We start from the raw sequence: 15790 nt of genomic DNA on the forward strand, positions 1-15790 counted from the left end.
TCGCGCGGGGCAGGCCGCAGGTTGCTTCCCCGGTCGCCGTCTAAAATGGTTGCAATTCATCAGGAGATATTCCATGGGCTCTTTTTCCATCTGGCACTGGCTGATCGTGCTGCTCATCGTTGTGATGGTCTTCGGCACCAAGAAGCTCAAGAACATGGGCTCCGATCTCGGCGGCGCCGTCAAGGGCTTCAAGGACGGCATGAAGGACGGCTCGGCCGACGCGGCGTCCGCCACCACCCCAGCCCCTTCGCAAGTTGCCAACAGCACGGCCGCCGACAAGACCACCATCGATGTCGAAGCCAAGCACAAGAGCTGACCGGTTGCCGCTGCGCGCCGCCTGCACACCCGGCCTTCGCACACCCGCACCCGGCGCCAGGTTGATCCATGATTGATATTGGCCTTTCCAAGATGGCCCTGATCGGCGCCGTGGCGCTGATCGTCATCGGCCCCGAGAAGCTGCCGCGCGTTGCCCGCACGGTGGGTACGTTGCTGGGCAAGGCGCAGCGCTACGTGTCCGACGTGAAGGCCGAGGTCAACCGGTCCATGGAGCTCGACGAGCTCAAGAAGATGAAGGACACGGTCGAGAATGCCGCGCGCGATGTGCAGCAATCGGTGCAGACGAGCGCTAGCGAATTCGAGCGCGACTGGGCCGAAGCCACCGATACAGCGTACGCGCCGCTGCAGGAGCCGCCTTCGGTGGTACCTGCATATCGGCACCCCGGCAAGAACTGGCGCCTCAAGCGCGGGAGCACGCCGCAGTGGTACAAGGCCCGCAGCGGTGTGCGCACCAAGGCCCAGTCTGGCGCCGCCCGTGTGGCACGCTACCGCCCGCAGAAATTCCAGTGATCACCCTTCCACCGGGCAGCGCCGGCACCGCAGCGTGCATTTGCTGCGCGCCGCGCGGGCGGTGGTCCTGACGCCTACCAACCCTTTCCATGTCCGACACCCCATCCAAAGAAGACGAGCTGGCCGGTACCGAGCAGCCTTTTGTGCAGCACCTGGTAGAGCTGCGCGACCGCATGGTCAAGGCGTTCATCGCCATCGGGGTGGCTGCGGCCATCCTGTTCTTCTTCCCCGGGCCGGGCGCGCTTTACGACTTTCTGGCGGCGCCGCTGGTGGCGCACCTGCCCAAAGGCGCCACGCTGATCGCCACGTCGGTGATCTCGCCGTTCATGGTGCCGCTCAAGATCCTGCTGATGTCGGCATTCCTGCTGGCGCTGCCCTTTGTGCTGTGGCAGTTGTGGGCGTTTGTGGCGCCTGGCCTTTATTCGCACGAAAAGAAGCTGGTGCTGCCCCTGGTGATCTCCAGCACCTTGCTGTTCTTCATTGGCGTGGCCTTTTGCTACTACCTGGTGTTTGGCCAGGTGTTTGCCTTCATCCAGAGCTTTGCGCCCAAGAGCATCACCGCCGCGCCTGATATCGAGGCGTACCTGAGCTTCGTGCTGTCGATGTTCCTGGCCTTTGGCCTGGCATTCGAGGTGCCGATAGCGGTGGTCGTGCTGGCCCGCATGGGCGTGGTGTCGATCGAGAAGCTCCGGGATTTCCGCGGGTACTTCATCGTTATCGCTTTCGTGATTGCTGCCATCGTCACGCCGCCGGATGTGGTCTCGCAGTTGTCACTGGCTATCCCGATGTGCATCCTGTACCAGGTGGGGATCTGGGCCGCCCAGATTTTCATCAAGCACACCAAGGCACCCGAAGACGTACAGGAAACCGCTACCCATTCGTGATCCCTGTGGTGCAGCCCGGGCTCGCACCGCTCTGGGCCCGGGGGCCGTGCGGAATGGCGTATCGAGGATGCCTGTCGGTCAGCAAGTCAGCCGTGCACCTGCACGCTGGCCCCGGAATCCGAAACCCCGCATGCTCGCTGCAACCCTGCGGTGGTCTGGCCTTGGCGCCGCTCAAGGCCCCAACAAAGGCGTTTTCGACCATTTTTGGGTCTTGTCGGCCTCGGGTGCACATTTTGATTGCCTCTGTTGCTAGTGATTTAATAGCAAAAGGTATTGGCGTGTTGTCCCGATGCGGCAGCACCGAGGGCGGCCGCTCAGGCTTATCGAAACGCTGTTCGATACCTTCCAGCGATGGGCGCGACTGGCGAACCACCCCCACGTGGCTTGCCAGGGACACCCTCTTTCAGCGGGTTCCTAGCGCCGTACGTTGCGCTGCGGCCGGGGGCGCACGCCGGGGCTGATGTTCAGCTCCACCATCTTGTCGCCGCGCTGCACCACAAAGGGCGAAGTCTCGCCGGGTTTGAGGGCTGCCACGGCGGTGAGCAGCTCCGACACGTTGGCCACGTTCTTGCCATCCACGCGCACGATCACATCGCCGGGCCGCATGCCGGCCTGCGCGGCGGGGCCGTCCTGCAGCACGCCGGTGATGATCACGCCTTCGGTGGCCTTCACGCCGAATGTCTCGGCAAGCTCGGGCGAGAGTTCGTTGGGCTCCACGCCAATCCAGCCGCGCGTGACCTGGCCGTCTTTCACGATGCCGTCGAGCACCAGGCGCGCGGTAGAGACCGGAATGGCAAAGCCGATGCCCATGCTGCCGCCCGAGCGCGAATAGATGGCCGTGTTGATGCCCATCAGGTTGCCGTTCACGTCCACCAGCGCGCCGCCCGAATTGCCGGGGTTGATGGCCGCGTCGGTCTGGATGAAGTTCTCGAACGTGTTGATCCCCAGTTGCGTACGGCCCAACGCGCTGACGATGCCGCTGGTCACCGTCTGGCCCACGCCAAACGGGTTGCCGATGGCCAGCACCTGATCGCCCACCGCGAGCGCGTCGGAGTTGCCCAGCACGATCACCGGCAGCTTGTCGAGCTCGATGCGCAGGATCGCCAGGTCGGTGTCGGGGTCGGTGCCGATCACCTTGGCGCGGGCGCGACGGCTGTCGTTGAGCGTGACCTCGATCTCATCGGCGCCTTCGACCACATGGTTGTTGGTCAGGATGTAGCCGTCGGGGCTGACGATGACCCCGCTGCCCAGGCCTGCCTGCGCCTGGCTGCCCTGGTCACCAAAGAAGAACTGGAACCACGGGTCGTTGCTGCGCGGATGGCGCACGGCCTTGCTGGTGTTGATGCTCACCACCGCAGGCGCCGCCTTGCGCGCTGCCACGCTGAAGCTGCCGGCCACCGGTTGGGCCGCTGGGGTGGCGGGAGCCTCCAGCAGGGAGATGCCCGCGCCCGAGCGGGTGGTGCCCTTGCCCAGCCAGCTGGGCTGCAGGGTTGCCACGACGAAATAGGCCGCCACCAGCACGGTCACGGTCTGCGAGAAAAGGAGCCACATGCGCTTCATGGTTTTGGGATCGCTTGGAGATGCAGGAAAGGCCGAGTGCCCACGGGAGATGCAAGAAAGATTGTCGCTGAACGCACACGCCGCCTGCGGGCCGGGGCCGCGCCGCGCATGGCACCCAGGCCATCTTGCCACCAGCGTGAAATTTTTTTGACCGATATCGCCGCTTTCGTCAGCGTGTGCATGGTGTAAACCCTGTTGGGCTTGCGCGGTCGATGCCGACAATGAATTTGCAACATAGATTGCAATCAATTTTTTGGAGACAAAGACCATGACGCAAAGCAACAAACCTCGCCGCCGCGGCCTGCTCAAGGGCGCTGCAGTCGCTGCGGGCGCGATGAGCGCGCCGATGATCGCCACCGCGCAGACGACCACCAGCCTGCGCTTTCAAAGCACATGGCCTTCCAAGGACATCTTTCACGAGTACGCCCAGGACTTCGCCAAGAAGGTGAACGACATGGCCAGCGGCCGCCTCAAGATCGAGGTGCTCCCTGCGGGCGCAGTGGTTCCAGCGTTTCAGCTGCTCGAAGCCGTGGGCAAAGGCACGCTGGACGGCGGCCATGGCGTGGTGGCCTACCACTACGGCAAGAACTCTGCGCTGGCCTTGTGGGGTTCGGGCCCCGGTTTCGGGATGGACCCGAACATGCTGCTGGCCTGGCACAACTATGGTGGCGGCAAGGCGCTGCTGGACGAGATCTACCAGAGCCTGAATCTGGATGTGGTGTCATACCTCTACGGTCCCATGCCCACGCAGCCGTTTGGCTGGTTCAAGAAGCCTATCGCCAAGGCGGACGACCTCAAGGGTGTGAAGTTCCGTACGGTGGGCCTGGCCGTCGACATGTACACCGAGATGGGTGCAGCGGTAAATCCTCTGCCCGGCGGCGAAATCGTGCCAGCGCTGGATCGTGGATTGATTGACGGCGCGGAGTTCAACAACGCATCTTCGGACCGCCTGCTGGGCTTCCCGGACGTGGTCAAGAACTGCATGCTGCAGAGCTTCCACCAGAGCACGGAGCAGTTCGAAATCCTGTTCAACAAGGCAAAGCTCAACGCACTTCCTGCCGAACTTAAGGCCATCGTGGACTACGCCGTGCAGGCTTCGAGTGCCGACATGAGCTGGAAGGCGATCGAGCGCAACTCCAAGGACTATGACGAGCTCAAGAAGCAGGGCGTCAAGTTCTACAAGACTCCGGACGCCGTCCTCCGTGGCCAGCTGGCTGCGTGGGACAAGATCATGGAAAAGAAGGGTGGCGAGAACCCGATGTTCAAGAAGATCCTGGACTCGCAACGCGCGTTTGCACAGCGGGCGGGCCAGTGGCAAAACGACTACCTGGTCGACTTCAAGTTGGCCTACAACCACTACTTCGGCAAGGGGGCCAAGAAAGCCTGACCTGATGCATTGATGCAAGGGCGCCCGCAGGCATTGGCCTCTTGGGCGCCCATTTTTTTGTCCTGAGATGGGTAAGCCATGCAAAAACTATTACTTACAGTGGACCGGCTCTCGACCTGGTTTGGAAAGGCCTGCGCCTGGAGCGTCGTGGGCCTCACGCTGCTGATTACGTGGGAGGTGTTTTCCCGGTATGTCCTCAACAAGCCGAACGCCTGGGTGCTTGACGCCCAGATCATGTTGTACGGCGTGCTCTTCATGACCGCCGGGGCCTACACGCTGGCCAAGAGCGGCCATGTACGCGGGGATGTGCTGTACGGGTTCTTCCAGCCCCGCACGCAGGCCACCGTGGACCTGGTGCTCTACATCCTGTTCTTCCTGCCCGGCATCATCGCGCTCACCTACGCCGGCTGGTTTTTCTTCCAGGATTCGCTCGCCATGCGCGAGCAGACCTTCAATGCCGATCCGCTGCCCGTGTACCCGTTCAAGTTCGTGGTGCCGCTGGCCGGGGCTTTCCTTTTGCTGCAGGGCATTGTCGAAATCATCCGTTGTGTGATCTGTATCCGCACGGGCGAGTGGCCCAAGCGCGAGGGTGACGTCGAGGAAGTCGATGTCGACAAGCTCAAGCAGATGGTGCACGTGAAGGACTCGGACATCGAGGCCCTTGACCACCTGGCTGTGCAGAAGGGTGGCCGCCCATGAAGATCCGCAAAGAGCTTTATTTCGGCTTCACGCTGATGGGCGTGATCATTCTCGCGGCCCTCGCGATGGTGTTCAGCGTCGACAAGATGACCAACGGCCACTACGGCCTCCTGATGCTCTCGCTGGTGGTCGTAGCCATCATGCTGGGCTTTCCCACGGCGTTCACGCTGATGGGAATGGGGATGATGTTCGCGTTTTTTGCGTATCACTCCGGGGACCAGACGGCGGCCGGGGCACTCAAGCAGACGCTGGATCTGATGGTGCAGCGCGCCTTCTCGGTGATGGGCAATGATGTCCTGATCTCGATCCCGCTCTTCGTATTCATGGGCTATCTGGTTGAACGCGCCAACCTGATCGAAAAGCTGTTTCACAGCCTGCACCTGGCTCTGGCACGCTTGCCTGGCTCACTGGGGGTTGCCACCCTCGTCACATGCGCGGTGTTTGCCACTGCCACAGGCATCGTAGGTGCCGTGGTCACGCTGATGGGCCTGCTCGCCCTGCCGCAGATGCTGCGTGCCGGCTATGACGTGCGCCTGTCGGCCGGCACCATCACCGCGGGCGGTTGTCTCGGTATCCTGATTCCGCCGTCCGTGCTGCTCATCGTGTACGGCGCCACGGCGGGCGTATCGGTGGTTCAGCTGTACGCGGGTGCGTTCTTCCCAGGCATCATGCTGGCCGGCCTGTATATCGTGTACGTGGTCGTCATGGCCAAGCTCAGGCCTGACTGGGCGCCGCCCCTGACGGCCGAGCAGCGCATGGTACCGCTGCCAGCAGGGCTCAAGGCCATTGGCGCCACGTCAGATGGCTGGGCGTTAGGGAGCATCGTCAGCGCACTCAAGGGCAAGCGCAACCAGGCTGTTTCCACCCGGTATCTGCTGGGCCAGCTGGGCATTGCGCTGCTTCCGGCCATTCTCTTTGCGGTGGTGGCCGTGGCCAGCTATCAGAGCGCGACCCGCGTGGTTGTGGAGGAGGCTTACACCGAACTGCAGGCCATGGGTTCCGGGTCGAATGAAAGCTCTTCGTCTTCTGGTAGCAGTCTGGCGGAGCCCGAGGGCTCTGGTCTTTCCGAGCCTCCAGGCTCGGACGCGCTGGCCGAGCCACCAGGCGCACAGGCGGTGGCCGAGCCGCCGGGTGCCGAGCCAGCTTCCGCAGCAGCCCAGTCGTCGGGCGCGGTGGCAGAGCCGGCCGCTGCATCCGCTGCGGCTTCCGGGGCTGAAGGTGCTGCTACCACCAAACCCGCTCCTGTCGGCTTCTGGATCGGCCTGGGCGTGGGCGCCCTGGCACTGGTGACGTTTTACGGCATCCTGAGCTACGCGCGGCTTGAAGTGTTCAAGATGCTGCTGTCCAGCTTCTTCCCGCTGCTGGTGCTGATTCTCTCGGTGCTGGGATCCATCGTATTTGGCCTGGCCACGCCGACGGAAGCGGCCGCGGTGGGTGCGTTTGGCGGGTTCGTGCTGGCGGCGGCCTACCGGCAGCTGACCTTTGGTGTGGTCAAGGAGTCGGTGTTCCTGACCGCCAAGACCAGCGCCATGGTGTGCTGGCTGTTCGTGGGCTCTGCCATCTTCTCGGCCGCATTTGCGCTACTGGGCGGGCAGGAGCTGGTCGAGCAGTGGGTGCTGAGCATGAACCTCACCAAGACGCAGTTCCTGGTGCTGTCGCAGGTGATCATCTTCATCCTGGGCTGGCCGCTGGAGTGGACCGAGATCATCGTGATCTTCATGCCCATCTTCATCCCACTGCTGGACAACTTCGGGGTCGACCCGCTGTTCTTCGGTCTGCTGGTGGCCCTGAACCTGCAGACCGCCTTCCTGAGCCCACCGGTCGCGATGAGCGCGTTCTATCTGAAGGGCGTGGCGCCCAAGCATGTCACGCTCAACCAGATATTCGCGGGCATGCTGCCATTCATGGGGATCCAGATCGTGGCGATCGTCCTGCTGTACATGTTCCCCGCCATCGGCCTGTGGCTGCCCGAGGTGCTGTACAAGTAAAGCTGCGGCGGCACCGGCTACTGCCGGTGCATGGATGCACTGCAAGGCGCCTTCGGGCGCCTTGTTGCTTTGTGCGCTGCCTATCGCGGCGAGGTCACAGGCGGCTCCTCGCACGGCGCGCCTGCGCGTGTGTTCACAATACGGGGATGCGCACCGTTCTCACACACAGCACCAGCACCGTCAGCCGACAGGCTTTGCTGCAGGCTTTTGACAGCCTGCTGCAACCCCAGCTTTTCAAGGACTACGGGCCCAACGGCCTGCAGGTGGAGGGAAAGCCGCACATCACCCGCATTGTGAGCGGCGTGACAGCCAGCAGGGCGCTGATCGACGCAGCCATCGCTGCGGGTGCCGACGCGATCTTTGTGCACCATGGCCTGTTCTGGCGCGGGCAGGATGGATGCGTTACAGGCTGGATGAAGGAGCGGCTGGCCCGGCTGCTGGCGCACGACATCAACCTGTTTGCGTATCACCTGCCACTGGATGCCCACGCCGAGCTGGGCAACAACGCACAACTGGGTCGCGTGCTGGGGCTTGTCGCGGATGCGCGGTTTGGCGAGCAGAACCTGGGCTGCTGTGGCCCGGCGTCTTTCGACAGCGGCCAAGCACTGGCGGATCACGTGGCAAAGGCGTTGGGCCGCACGGTGACGCTGGTGCACCCCGAGGGCGACGCCCTCCGGCCGATCCGGCGCGTTGCGTGGTGCACGGGGGGAGCGCAGGGCTATTTCGAGCCGGCCATCGCCGCGGGTGCCGATGCTTTCATCACTGGCGAGATCTCGGAGCCGCAGGCGCACCTGGCACGGGAGATGGGGGTGTCTTTCATTGCTGCCGGACACCATGCCACTGAACGCTACGGCGCGCCCGCGGTGGCGGGGCAGGTGGCGGCCCAGCTGGGACTGGCCCATGCGTTCATCGACATCGACAACCCGGCATGATGCTGCCGAAACCTTTTTGCTATTAAAATAATAGCGTTTGAGGCAAGTAAATCAAGCGCCACCCCTCGTTTTTCCCCCAATTTCCATGAAAACCATTGCTATCACGCAAGGTGACTCGGCAGGTATCGGTCCCGAGATCATCGCCAAGGCGTTCCGGGATATGCCCGACGTGATGCGCGGCTGCTTCGTGGTGGGTGATGTGCCCACGCTGCGCAGGGCTGCGCAGCTTTTGGCTGGCCCCGGGTTGCCTGATCTGCCGGTAGCCTTGCTGGACGAGCCCGCGCAGGCATTGCACATGCCGCCGCGCTGCGTGCCCGTGCTGCAGCTGGCTGACATTCCCGGCCCGCAACCGTGGGGGCGCGTCAGCGCCGCGGCCGGGCAGGCAGCTGCTGCGTGCGTGAGCTGGGCTGCGCAGGCGGCGCTGGCCGGGCGGATCGACGCCATCGTGACGGCTCCGCTGCACAAGGAGGCGCTGGCAGCCGCGGGCGTGGATTTTCCGGGTCATACCGAACTGCTACAGGCCCAGGCGGCCGCGCATGCAGGGGTGGGCCTTCATGCAATGCCGGTCCGCATGATGCTGGCCAGTGATGAACTGCGCACGGTGCTGGTCAGCATCCACATGTCACTGCGCGACGCCATCGCCGCAGTCACGCACGACAACGTCTTGCAAACCCTGCGCATCACCGACGCGGCCCTGCGGCGCAGCCTGGGCCGCGGGCCGCGGATGGCGGTGGCGGGGCTCAACCCGCATGCTGGCGAGGGTGGGCTTTTTGGCCGCGAGGAAATCGAGGTGATTGCGCCGGCCGTGGCGGCAGCGCGGGCCGAGGGTCTGGATGTGACCGGGCCGTTGGCGCCGGACACCGTGTTCATGCGGGCCCGCAGCACCTCGCAGCGCGCGGGCGAGTTCGACGTGGTGATCGCGATGTACCACGACCAGGGCTTGATTCCGGTCAAGTACCTGGGCGTGGACAAGGGCGTGAACGTGACGCTGGGCTTGCCGCTGGTGCGTACCAGTCCCGATCACGGCACGGCCTTCGATATCGCAGGTCAGGGGAAGGCTGACCCCGCAAGCCTTGTTGAGGCAGTGCGCATGGCGCGCCTGCTTGCGGGATGACGGACCTGGCCAGTACTCGGTGCGCCGCGGCCACTCCGGCGCAGTTGCGCCTACCTTGCCGGCTGCGCCCGGGCGGCGAAAAGGCCGTGTCCGCACCGAGCGCCGCCATGAAGACGGCGACGATTGCTCAGCGGCCTCGCGCGACCACCGTCAGCGCTTGAGGCTGTCGCGGATTTCGCGCAACAGCACGATGTCTTCGGGCGGAGCAGCAGGCGCCGGTGCAGGTGCGGCGGGCGCTTCGCGCTTCATCCGGTTGATCTGCTTGACCATCAGGAAAATGATGAACGCCAGGATGACGAAGTTGACGGCCACCGTGAGAAAGCTGCCATAGGCCAGTACCGGTACGCCGGCCTTCTTGAGGGCGTCCAGCGTCATGGCTGTGCCGGGCGGCACGTTGCCCAGTGCGATGAAATGGCTGGAAAAGTCCAGCTTGCCGAACGCGAGGCCCACGATGGGCATGATCAGATCGGACACCACAGAGTCGACGATCTTGCCGAAGGCCCCGCCAATGATCACGCCGACGGCAAGGTCAATCACGTTGCCCTTGACGGCAAATTCCCTGAACTCCTGCATCATTCCCATGGGTCCCCTCCAGTTACTGTTTTTGAGATGCGCAAGTATCTCCGAGTGCAGCACCGCGTCAACACCAGTTCACAATCGAATACCCATTTTCACTCCGCTACAATTCGAGGTTGACCCAAACAATAGCGATGTTTACCGAGGATCCCCATGAGTGACACACCAGTCGACACCAGTAAAAGGACGTGGCTGATTGCGTCCGGATGTGCCGGTGCCGCTGGCGGAGTGGCCGTTGCCGTGCCCTTCGTCAGTAGTTTTCAGCCTTCGGAGAAAGCCAGAGCTGCCGGCGCAGCGGTTGAGGTGGATATCTCCACCTTGCAGCCCGGCGAAAAGGTGACCGTCGAATGGCGCGGCAAACCTGTGTGGATCTTCAAGCGCACTCCCCAGCAGCTGGAGTCCCTGGCCCAGACGGAGCCCCAGCTGGCCGACCCCAAGTCGGACCGCAACACGTACCCAACGCCTGAGTACGCCAAGAATCAGCACCGCTCGATCAAGCCCGAAGTGTTTGTCGGTGTCGGCATCTGCACTCACCTTGGCTGCTCGCCCGGCGACCGGCTGCAGGCCGGTCCCCAGCCGTCCCTTCCTGACGACTGGCACGGCGGTTTTCTGTGCGCCTGCCATGGTTCCACTTTCGATGTGGCCGGCCGCGTCTTCAAGAACAAGCCCGCGCCCGACAACCTGGAAGTGCCGCCGCACATGTACCTGTCCGATACGCTGCTGCTCATCGGCGAAGACAAGAAGGCCTGAGGTAAATCGACATGGCTGAATTCAAGGAAATCTCCCCCAATGCATCGGCCGGCGCCAAGGTGACGAACTGGTTTGAGAACCGGTTTCCTACCGCATTTGACGCCTATAAGGTGCACATGTCGGAGTACTACGCTCCGAAGAACTTCAACTTCTGGTACATCTTCGGCTCGCTGGCGCTGGTGGTGCTCGTGATCCAGATCGTGACCGGTATTTTCCTGGTCATGCACTACAAGCCCGACGCCAATCTGGCGTTCGCCTCGGTCGAATACATCATGCGTGATGTGCCGTGGGGCTGGCTGATCCGCTACATGCACTCCACCGGTGCGTCGGCCTTCTTCGTGGTGGTGTACCTGCACATGTTCCGTGGTCTCATCTACGGCAGCTACCGCAAGCCACGTGAGCTGGTCTGGATCTTCGGCTGCGCCATTTTTCTGTGCCTGATGGCCGAAGCCTTCATGGGCTACCTGCTGCCATGGGGCCAGATGTCCTACTGGGGTGCGCAGGTGATCGTGAACCTGTTTGCAGCCATCCCTTTCATCGGTCCTGACCTGGCTCTGCTGATCCGTGGTGACTTCGTGGTGGGTGACGCCACGCTGAACCGCTTCTTCAGTTTCCACGTGATTGCTGTGCCTCTGGTTCTGCTCGGTCTGGTGGTGGCCCACCTGCTGGCCCTGCACGATGTGGGTTCCAATAACCCCGACGGCGTGGAAATCAAGGGTCCGAAGGCTCCCAAGGATGCCAACGGCAAGCCGCTGGATGGCGTGCCGTTCCACCCGTACTACACGGTGCATGACATCTTTGCGCTGAGCATGTTCCTGATGGCGTTTACCGCCGTGGTGTTCTTCGCGCCGGAGTTTGGCGGCTACTTCCTTGAGTACAACAACTTCATCCCGGCTGATCCGCTGGTGACTCCGTTGCACATTGCCCCGGTGTGGTACTTCACGCCGTTCTACTCGATGCTGCGCGCGATCACGACCGAAATGATGTACGTGCTGGTCCTGTGCGTGCTGGCGGCGGCTGCCTTCGGCGTCCTTAAGGCAAAGCTGCCTGGCTTCATCAAGGCAGGTATCGCAGTGGGTGCTCTGGTGGGTGTGGCCTTGCTGCTGTCCATCGATGCCAAGTTCTGGGGCGTGGTTGTGATGGGCGGCGCCGTGATCATCCTGTTCTTCCTGCCTTGGCTGGATCACAGCCCCGTGCGCTCGATCCGCTATCGCCCTGACTGGCACAAGTACCTGTACGCCGTGTTCGTGATCAACTTCCTGATCCTCGGCTACCTGGGTGTCCAGCCTCCGTCGCCGATTGGTGAGCGTGTGTCGCAGGTGGGTACGTTGTTCTACTTCGGGTTCTTCCTGCTGATGCCTTGGTGGAGCCGTATCGGCGAGGCCAAGCCAGTGCCTGACCGCGTGACCTTTGTGGCGCACTGAGCCCAGGAGATAACAACAATGAAGAAAATCATCCTCACGTTGGTGGCGGCCGTTGGGCTCGCAGCTGGCTCCGCGTTTGCGGCAGGCGGTGGCATTCCGCTCGACAAGGCGCCGGTCAAGACGAACGATCTGGCTTCGCTCCAAAACGGCGCCAAGATTTTTGTCAACTACTGCCTTAACTGCCATTCGGCAGCTTTCATGCGTTTCAACCGCCTGAAGGACATTGGCCTGACCGACCAGCAGGTCAAGGACAATCTCCTGTTCACCACGGACAAGGTGGGCGAGACCATGAAATCGGCGATCGACCCCAAGCAGGCCAAGGCCTGGTTCGGTGCCAATCCGCCTGACCTGACCGTGATCGCGCGCTCGCGTTCCGGTGCAGGTGGTCCCGGTGTTGATTACCTCTACACCTACATGCGCACCTACTACCGAGACGAAAACAAGCCCACAGGCTGGAACAACCTCGTCTTCCCCAATGTCGGCATGCCCCATGTGCTGTGGGAATTGCAAGGCGAACGCCGCCCGATTTTTGAAGAGCACGAAAGCCACGGACACAAGACCCAGGTCTTCAAGGGTTGGGAGCAGGTCAAGCCCGGTCTGATGACGCCGCTTCAATATGATCAAACCATCGGCGACCTGGTGAATTACATGCAGTGGATGGCGGAGCCCGCCCAAAACACGCGCAAGCGTGTGGGTGTTTGGGTTCTGATTTTCCTGGGTGTGTTCACAATCATCGCCTGGAGGTTGAACGCAGCCTTCTGGAAAGACGTGAAGTAAACGCCACATCGATCACTGGCACCCCTGCGGGTGCCAATTGGTTTTTTGCAGAGTGGGCGCTTTGGCGTCCCACTCTTTTGATTTTTAGGAGCCTCACACCATGATGGTGCTTTACTCGGGTACGACCTGTCCCTTCTCTCACCGCTGCCGTTTTGTCCTGTTCGAGAAGGGCATGGACTTCGAGATCCGCGATGTGGACCTGTACAACAAGCCCGAAGACATCAGCGTGATGAACCCCTACGGGCAGGTGCCTATCCTGGTCGAGCGCGATCTGATCCTGTACGAATCGAACATCATCAACGAGTACATTGACGAGCGCTTTCCCCATCCGCAGCTGATGCCCGGCGACCCGGTCGATCGTGCACGCGTTCGCCTGTTCCTGCTGAACTTCGAAAAGGAACTGTTCGTGCACGTGAACGCGCTGGAATCGCGGGCCACCAAAGGCAATGAAAAGGCACTGGAAAAGGCGCGCGCGCACATCCGTGACCGCCTCACCCAGTTGGCCCCAGTGTTCCTCAAGAACAAGTACATGCTGGGCGACAATTTCTCGATGCTGGATGTGGCCATTGCGCCGCTTCTGTGGCGCCTTGATTACTACGGCATCGACCTGAGCAAGAACGCGGCCCCGCTGCTCAAGTATGCAGAGCGCATCTTCTCGCGCCCGGCCTACATCGAAGCACTGACGCCTTCCGAAAAGGTGATGCGCAAGTAACTGCGCCGGTAGTTTTTCATCGCTTTCCCGTCACGTCGCTTTTCCTCCGAATCCATGACTCCACCGGAATCCACCTCGACGCGCCCTTACCTGATTCGTGCCCTATACGAGTGGTGCACCGACAACGGGTTGACGCCCTATGTTGCCGTGCGCGTCGATGATTCCGTGCAAGTGCCGCGTGAATACGTAAAGGATGGAGAGATCGTGCTGAATGTCAGTTTCGACGCGACCAGTTCCTTGCAGCTCGGCAATGACTTCATCGAGTTCAAGGCGCGGTTTGGTGGCAAGCCGCGGGACATTCTGGTGCCGATCGGCCGGGTCATTGCGATCTATGCGCGTGAAAACGGGCAGGGAATGGCTTTCCCGGCCCCCGTCGACGTACTGGAAAGTGGCATCACTGAGCGGACGATGCACCACGCCCCTGCAGTGGAGCCGGCTGCACATGCACCGCAGGATCCTCCCATCGTCGGTGTCTCTGGCGCAGCACACGACGAGCGTGTTGTCCAACTGGTCACCAGTGACGATAGCCGAAAGCCGGGCGACGATGGGGATGCACCGCGTCCATCGCCGGCTGGGGGAAGCTCCCGGCCCTCTCTCAAGCGCATCAAATAGCTCGTCCAATTTGGTTTCAAGCCCCTTTTTGCGCGCTAGAATTCAAGTCTCGCCGGTTTAGCTCAGTTGGTAGAGCACCCGCCTTGTAAGCGGTAGGTCGTCAGTTCGATTCCGACAACCGGCACCATATCCCCCGATTTCGCCTCTTTGGGTACGCCCCAGACCACTCGCCGCACAAACCGTCAGGTTTGAACTTTGAGGCGAATCGCGTTAACCTCCCACCCCCGGCTACGCAGATGCGCTTGCAGAGCAGGCGCCAGTTGACGCAATTTGGCGGCAGCGGAGTTGCTTTTGACAAGCAAGCACCAAGAATCTCCATCAATGGGGCCTGCCTGAATGCCTGCCCGAAGCCCGGCCGGTATCAATGTTTCGATCGCCTTGAGTCTTTCGCTGGATTCGCGCGTCAATGCCGTCAGTCGCGCCAGCGTCGGAGAGTCCTGGCTGGCCTGCTGAAGGCTGACTGCGTAGTGGCGGCGGCTCATGGGGGCGAAGTCTTCAGTTTGGAGGGGACAAAGTGCATGTGATTATCACGGACGCCCGGCTTGCACGCAGCCGCGCGATCCATCTGTCTGGCGCCAAGCTGCTCCTCTTCGGGCTCGGGCTTTCACTGTGCCTCATGGTTGTCGCGGCGGCTCTATACCACTGGGTGTTCCTCAAGGGTGCGCGCGAGGGCTGGCCCATTGTCGGCTCGCTGGTGCGCCTCGTGGTGAAGGACGACTTCGCCGAGCGGGACCGTTACATGCGGGCCAACCTCGATGCCATGGCGCGGAGGGTGGGGGAAATGCAGGCCAGAATGGTGCAACTCGAATCTCTCGGCGACCGCGTGATGGGGCTGGCTGGCATGCCCACCCCTGAGCCGATCAAACCTGATGCTCGAGGGGGCGCTCTGGTGAGTGCGCGAAGTCTCTCGATGGAGGAGTTGCAGGCGACCCTCGATGAGCTTGAGCAGCTGACCCACCAGCGTGTGGACCTGATGACCGTGCTGGAGTCCAGGCTGTTCGATCAGCACATTCGCAAGAAAATGATCCCCACTCACGCGCCCGTGACCGGGCGGACGGCGGGGTCCGGTTTTGGCTGGCGAGTCGACCCGATCACAGGGCAGTCGGCACTGCACACAGGTCTGGACTTTCAGGCTGATACCGGAACGCCCATACTGGCTGCGGCAGGCGGCATGGTCGTGACGCAGGAGTTTCATCCCGCCTACGGAAACATGGTTGAGATCGACCATGGCAACCAGTTGGTCACCCGCTACGCACATGCGTCCAAGACAATGGTCAAGCGGGGAGACATCGTGCGCCGCGGCCAAAAGATCGCCGAAGTCGGGACCACGGGTCGCTCCACAGGCGCACATCTTCATTTCGAGGTGCTGGTGCAGGGTGTATTCCAGGACCCTCAAAAATTCCTCAGTGCGGGTGGGGTTGCCCCCCAGCTGGCAGCTGCGCCTGCGTCATCATCTCGCTAGCCCCTCGAGGGCGCATGGCTGGCGGGTAAAATCACCGGTCCGGCATCTGGCGCACCGCATTGCAATG

17 protein-coding genes and 1 tRNA gene are annotated in these 15790 nt (G+C 62.2%); 15 read left to right on the plus strand and 3 right to left on the minus strand.

The genetic code is table 11. The features are described 5' to 3' along the window. The first annotated feature begins 73 nt into the window (after positions 1-73). From tatA to tatC, 3 genes are all read left to right on the plus strand, one after another. Positions 74-316, plus strand: a complete 243-nt coding sequence (gene tatA / locus ACTPOI_RS06260) for a Sec-independent protein translocase subunit TatA (protein ID WP_440107462.1) — start codon at positions 74-76, stop codon at positions 314-316. 68 nt (positions 317-384) lie between these two features. Beyond that, entirely contained in the window at positions 385-846 is a 462-nt protein-coding gene (tatB, locus tag ACTPOI_RS06265; protein WP_440107464.1) for a Sec-independent protein translocase protein TatB, read from the plus strand. Positions 847-935: 89 nt separating this feature from the next. Continuing rightward, positions 936-1730, plus strand: coding sequence for a twin-arginine translocase subunit TatC (tatC, locus tag ACTPOI_RS06270; protein ID WP_440107466.1), 795 nt, complete (start codon positions 936-938; stop codon positions 1728-1730). 414 nt (positions 1731-2144) lie between these two features. On the opposite strand, the gene ACTPOI_RS06275 is transcribed toward tatC, so the two are convergent. Beyond that, positions 2145-3290, minus strand: coding sequence for a trypsin-like peptidase domain-containing protein (locus ACTPOI_RS06275; RefSeq protein WP_440107468.1), 1146 nt, complete (start codon positions 3288-3290; stop codon positions 2145-2147). Positions 3291-3558: 268 nt separating this feature from the next. Here ACTPOI_RS06275 and ACTPOI_RS06280 point away from each other — a divergent pair, with 268 nt between their 5' ends. The 5 genes from ACTPOI_RS06280 (at position 3559) to pdxA (ending at position 9410) form a co-directional block, all read left to right on the plus strand. Beyond that, complete coding sequence (locus ACTPOI_RS06280; protein ID WP_440107470.1) at positions 3559-4677, plus strand: TRAP transporter substrate-binding protein; 1119 nt, start codon at positions 3559-3561, stop codon at positions 4675-4677. 78 nt (positions 4678-4755) lie between these two features. Further along, positions 4756-5376 carry a TRAP transporter small permease subunit gene (locus ACTPOI_RS06285; protein ID WP_440107472.1) on the plus strand — a complete coding sequence of 207 codons (621 nt, stop codon included), beginning with the start codon at positions 4756-4758 and terminating at the stop codon, positions 5374-5376. Next, the gene (locus ACTPOI_RS06290; RefSeq protein WP_440107474.1) at positions 5373-7364 is read left to right on the plus strand and encodes a TRAP transporter large permease; all 1992 of its coding nucleotides are present in this window, start codon (positions 5373-5375) and stop codon (positions 7362-7364) included. Before ACTPOI_RS06285 ends, ACTPOI_RS06290 begins: the two co-directional genes overlap by 4 nt. Before the next feature lie 146 nt (positions 7365-7510). Next, the gene (locus ACTPOI_RS06295) at positions 7511-8296 is read left to right on the plus strand and encodes a Nif3-like dinuclear metal center hexameric protein (RefSeq protein ID WP_440107476.1); all 786 of its coding nucleotides are present in this window, start codon (positions 7511-7513) and stop codon (positions 8294-8296) included. 85 nt (positions 8297-8381) lie between these two features. Continuing rightward, a complete protein-coding gene (gene pdxA / locus ACTPOI_RS06300) occupies positions 8382-9410 on the plus strand; it encodes a 4-hydroxythreonine-4-phosphate dehydrogenase PdxA (protein WP_440107478.1) in 1029 nt (342 codons plus the stop codon). Positions 9411-9560: 150 nt separating this feature from the next. Here pdxA and mscL read toward each other — a convergent pair whose 3' ends face one another. After that, on the minus strand, positions 9561-9992 hold the full coding sequence (mscL, locus tag ACTPOI_RS06305; protein WP_440107480.1) for a large conductance mechanosensitive channel protein MscL: 432 nt from the start codon (positions 9990-9992) through the stop codon (positions 9561-9563). Positions 9993-10139: 147 nt separating this feature from the next. On the opposite strand from mscL, the gene petA reads away from it, so the two are divergent. The 6 genes from petA (at position 10140) to ACTPOI_RS06335 (ending at position 14388) form a co-directional block, all read left to right on the plus strand. Next, complete coding sequence (petA, locus tag ACTPOI_RS06310) at positions 10140-10736, plus strand: ubiquinol-cytochrome c reductase iron-sulfur subunit (protein WP_440107482.1); 597 nt, start codon at positions 10140-10142, stop codon at positions 10734-10736. A gap of 11 nt (positions 10737-10747) precedes the next feature. Continuing rightward, positions 10748-12160: a cytochrome b gene (locus ACTPOI_RS06315; RefSeq protein ID WP_440107484.1), complete on the plus strand. Its 1413-nt coding sequence runs from the start codon at positions 10748-10750 to the stop codon at positions 12158-12160. 18 nt (positions 12161-12178) lie between these two features. Next, positions 12179-12937, plus strand: coding sequence for a cytochrome c1 (locus ACTPOI_RS06320; RefSeq protein ID WP_440107487.1), 759 nt, complete (start codon positions 12179-12181; stop codon positions 12935-12937). Between the two features lie 100 nt (positions 12938-13037). Next, positions 13038-13649, plus strand: coding sequence for a glutathione S-transferase N-terminal domain-containing protein (locus tag ACTPOI_RS06325; protein WP_069103624.1), 612 nt, complete (start codon positions 13038-13040; stop codon positions 13647-13649). A gap of 54 nt (positions 13650-13703) precedes the next feature. Next, positions 13704-14261 (plus strand): ClpXP protease specificity-enhancing factor, encoded by a 558-nt coding sequence (locus ACTPOI_RS06330; RefSeq protein WP_440107489.1) that lies wholly within the window; start codon positions 13704-13706, stop codon positions 14259-14261. Between the two features lie 51 nt (positions 14262-14312). Continuing rightward, positions 14313-14388, plus strand: a tRNA-Thr gene (locus ACTPOI_RS06335). A gap of 55 nt (positions 14389-14443) precedes the next feature. On the opposite strand, the gene ACTPOI_RS06340 is transcribed toward ACTPOI_RS06335, so the two are convergent. After that, positions 14444-14743 (minus strand): hypothetical protein, encoded by a 300-nt coding sequence (locus tag ACTPOI_RS06340; RefSeq protein ID WP_440107491.1) that lies wholly within the window; start codon positions 14741-14743, stop codon positions 14444-14446. A gap of 32 nt (positions 14744-14775) precedes the next feature. On the opposite strand from ACTPOI_RS06340, the gene ACTPOI_RS06345 reads away from it, so the two are divergent. Beyond that, the gene (locus ACTPOI_RS06345; RefSeq protein ID WP_440107493.1) at positions 14776-15723 is read left to right on the plus strand and encodes a M23 family metallopeptidase; all 948 of its coding nucleotides are present in this window, start codon (positions 14776-14778) and stop codon (positions 15721-15723) included. Positions 15724-15790 lie beyond the last annotated feature (67 nt).

It is taken from the genome of Acidovorax sp. BL-A-41-H1, assembly GCF_051942715.1.